At 72.6% G+C, this 3,727-nt stretch carries 4 protein-coding genes; all 4 read right to left on the reverse strand.

Annotated features, from left to right (window positions below; genetic code table 11):
• Positions 1–165: 165 nt before the first annotated feature.
• Positions 166–1,164 (reverse strand): LysR family transcriptional regulator, encoded by a 999-nt coding sequence (locus tag BG482_RS39760; protein WP_176741582.1) that lies wholly within the window; start codon positions 1,162–1,164, stop codon positions 166–168.
• Between the two features lie 154 nt (positions 1,165–1,318).
• Positions 1,319–1,918: a TetR/AcrR family transcriptional regulator gene (locus BG482_RS39765; protein WP_069774088.1), complete on the reverse strand. Its 600-nt coding sequence runs from the start codon at positions 1,916–1,918 to the stop codon at positions 1,319–1,321.
• Positions 1,919–2,080: 162 nt separating this feature from the next.
• Positions 2,081–2,815 (reverse strand): SDR family oxidoreductase, encoded by a 735-nt coding sequence (locus BG482_RS39770; protein WP_069774091.1) that lies wholly within the window; start codon positions 2,813–2,815, stop codon positions 2,081–2,083.
• A gap of 133 nt (positions 2,816–2,948) precedes the next feature.
• Positions 2,949–3,647, reverse strand: a complete 699-nt coding sequence (locus tag BG482_RS39775; protein ID WP_069774089.1) for a haloacid dehalogenase-like hydrolase — start codon at positions 3,645–3,647, stop codon at positions 2,949–2,951.
• Between the last annotated feature and the right edge of the window lie 80 nt (positions 3,648–3,727).

Below are 3,727 nucleotides of genomic sequence, written 5' to 3' on the forward strand. Positions count from 1 at the left end.
CGCGGCCTCCCGGGGCGCGGCTCCCCGCGCGCGCGGGCGGGCGACCTCGACCGCGGCCCCGGCCCCGGCCCCGGCCCCGGCCCATCCGTGTCCCTGTCCGTGTCCCCCTCCCCGTCCGTGTCCCTGTCCGTGTCCGTGTCCGCGTCCGTGTCCGTGTCCGCATGGTCAGCAGACCGCTTGCAGCGCCGGCCCGGCCGCCGTGTCCGACTCGGCCAGCACCTGCCGGGCCGTGCCGAGCACCGTGCGGAACACCGGGTCGTCGTCGAGGCCGCGGCGCCAGACGCACTGCGAGTACACGGTGAAGGGCGCCCGCCAGTCCAGACGCCGCAACTGCCCCAGACGCAGCTCCTCGGCGACCGCGACGGTGGGCAGCAGCGCCATGCCGATGCCCTCGCCCACGCTGCGCTTGACCGCGTCGACCGAGCCGAGGACGAGAATCCCGCGGGCGACGGCGCCCGCCTCGACCAGCGCCCTCTCCAGGCCCCGCTGGTATCCGCTCTCCCGGTTGGCGCAGGCCACCGTGTGGGGGGCGAGGTCGGCGGTGGAGAGGACGGGCCGGCCGGCCAGCGGGTGTTCGGGGTGCGCCACCAGGCTCAGGCCCTCCGGGCGCAGCACGCGATGGTGCACGTCGGCGGCCGCCGTGCGCGGGCCGATGAAGAACGCGCAGTCGATCTGCTCCTCCCGCACCAGCCGCACCGGGTCACCGTCCAGCGCCCGCAGCGACAGGTCGAGCTGCTGGTGCCGGAGGTGCAGGTACTCGATGAGCGGGACCAGGCGGTACGTGACGATGCACTCGGCGGCCCCGATCACCAGCGCGTCGGGGGCGTCGGCGGGGTCGCACACGGACTGCTGGGCCAGCTCGCTCAGCTGCACGATGCGGCGCGCGTAGCGGTGCAGCCGCCGTCCGGCCGGGGTGAGGCTGGCTCCGGAGGCTGTACGGAGCAGCAGCGGTGTGTCCAGCGTCTGTTCCAGGGACTTGATCCGGGCGGTCACGGTCGGCTGGGCCAGTCCGAGGATGCGGGCCGCCTGCGTGAAGCTGCGGGAGTCCGCGACCGTCAGGAACGCGCTGAGGTGCTTGATGTTCATCCGGCAGCCCCCGTCCAGCGCGCCGAGCGCGGCGAGTGCGCGGACCCGTATGCGGATCGAATCACGCCAGTCCTCCATCTGCTCCGTGTCGGGTAACTGATCTGATGCCGCGGGTACGGCGCCGCGCCGGGCCGACGACAGCCGAGCCGACGACATCAGATAACGTACAGAACGTTCGCTATGTTTTTCTAGTGCGGAAGGACAGCTACCGCATCCGGGGACCGGGGAGGGCTCAGAACTTCCCGGCCGCCGCGCCGCGCAGGACCAGCCGCCAGATCTGTTCCAGCCGGTCGGCGACGCTCCCGGCGCCGCCCATCGGCGCGCCGCCGCCCGTACGGATCTCCCACTCCGCACCGGCCAGCAGGTACACGACCAGGGCGGCGAGCGTCTGCGGACAGTGCTCCGGCCGCAGCTGACCATCCGCCCGGGCGCGGCTCAGCAGGTCGAGCACGGTCGGCAGCCAGGAGCCCGACCACTGCTCCATCACGTCCGGCTGCTCCCGGGCGACCCGCGCGGCCGCCCGGGCGGCGACGTCCCGTTCCAGCAGGGACGCGAGTGCGACGGTCAGGTCGGCCACGGCGCGCAGCCGCGAGGCGCCGGCCGGCAGCGCCCGGTTCACCACGGCGTCGACACTCGCCACGCCCTCTTCCCGCACCGCCTCGGCCAGCGCCTTCTTGGTCGGGAAATGAAAGGTCAACGCCCCCATGGAGGCGTCTGCGACCTGACACACCCGGGACAGCCGCGCCCCCTCGTAGCCGGACCTGTCCATCTCCAGCGCCGCCGCCCGGACGATCCGGGCGCGCGTCCGCAGGGCCCGCTCCTGCTGCCTCATGCATCTCCTCCTCCTGGTCACGACCGGACGGCCGGGAGCGACCCCCGGCCGTCCGTGAGGTCAATTTAGCAAAACGATCGTTCTCTATGCTTTGCTTCGGCGCAACGCCGGCACGACGTCAGGGAGAGGTCCTGCACGTGCGCCGCGAGGCGCACGCGCGCGCTACACGGCGGTCGAACCGCCGTCGACCGCCATGGCGGAACCCGTGACGAACGACGAACGGTCGCTGCACAGCCAGGCCGCGGCCTGCGCCACCTCGTCCGGCCGCGACATCCTGTGCTGAAGCGAGTCGGAGAGGAACACCTCCTCCAGCTCCGGCAGCTGCGCGATGACGCCGTCCATCATCTCGGACCGGGTGGCGCCCACGACGAGCGCGTTGACGCGGATGCCCCGCCGGCCGTAGTCGTAGGCCGCCGCCCGCGTCAGGCCGATCACCGCGTGCTTGGAGGCGACGTACGCGGCCGAGGCTCCGGTGGCCTTCAGACCCGCGACGCTGGAGGTGTTCACCACGGCCCCGCCGGCGCCGGAGTCGAGCATCGCCGGTATCTGGTGGGACAGGCAGTTCCACACCCCCCGCACATTGACGTCCATGGTCCGGTCGTACGTCTGCGCGTCCATCTCGTGCAGCGGGACTCCCGCCGTGCCGTACCCGGCGTTGTTGAAGGCCGCGTCCAGTTTGCCGAACGTGTCCACCGCCGTCCCCACGGCGCGGGCGACGTCACCCGGCACCCTCACGTCACCCGCCACGGCCGCGGCCCGCCCGCCGTCGCCGCGGATGCTCTCCACCAGCTCGGCCAGCCGCTGCGCACGGCGGGCCATCAGGACGACCGCCGCCCCCTCGTCGGCGAACAGCCGGGCGGCGGCCGCGCCGATCCCGCTCGACGCCCCGGTGATCATGGCCACCTTGCCGCTCAGCAGCTTGTGTTCGTCTCCCACGGCCACTCCCCCTCTGTCACATCTATCTCGCTTCGCCACATGCCGGGCATCCCGCACCGGCCGACCCGTCGATCCTGCCCGCGGCGACGACCGCTCAGACCGGCCACACCGTGCCGGCGGCGGCCCCGGCGTCGACCGACCGCAGCAGTTCCTCGTCCACGGCGTGCAGCGAGGCGACCTGGTACCGGACGCCGGCCTCGCGCATCAGCTGCCGCTGAAAGCTGTGCTCGAAACGGCTGGGGTGACCGATGAAGGGCATCCCCAGCGATCTGGCCGCCTCGGCGACCGTCGCGACGTCGTCGATCACGAGCACCTGGTCGTGTTTCAGACCGAAGTACTCGACGGCGATCTCGTGCAGACCCGGCCGGAACGCGTCGGTGCAGATGTAACCGGGGTCGTCGAACAGGCCGGCGTGCTCACCGAGGAACGCGTCGAAGTGGCTCTGGCCGAGACCTCCGTAGCAGACCGTGCGAAGACCCAGCCGCCGCAGCCTGCGGACCAGGGCGACCGCCCCGTCGTTCACCCGCACCGGGTGCGCGGCCACATGGCGGGCGCGCTCCTCGAAGTACGCCTCGAGCGCCTCCTCGCCGGTCATGGGCTCGCCGACCGCCTCGGCGAGCAGCCGGCCCGCGACCGAACGGGGCCGGGAGAAGATGCTCCGCTCGACCTCGGCGGTGTAGGCGCAGCCGCGGCTCACCAGGAAGTGGTGGATGACCGGGCTGAAGGAGTCGTCGAGCATGACGCCGTCGATGTTGAGCGCGCACAGGCGCAGATGTGTCAGGCCGTGAACCATGTCTTCTCCCCTGTGGATACGGATCCTTCACGCTGTCCCACCGCGCCCGCCCGCCTGCGCCGCCCGCCGGTGCCGCCCGC

The organism is Streptomyces sp. LUP30 (assembly GCF_001746365.1).
GTDB lineage: Bacteria > Actinomycetota > Actinomycetes > Streptomycetales > Streptomycetaceae > Streptomyces.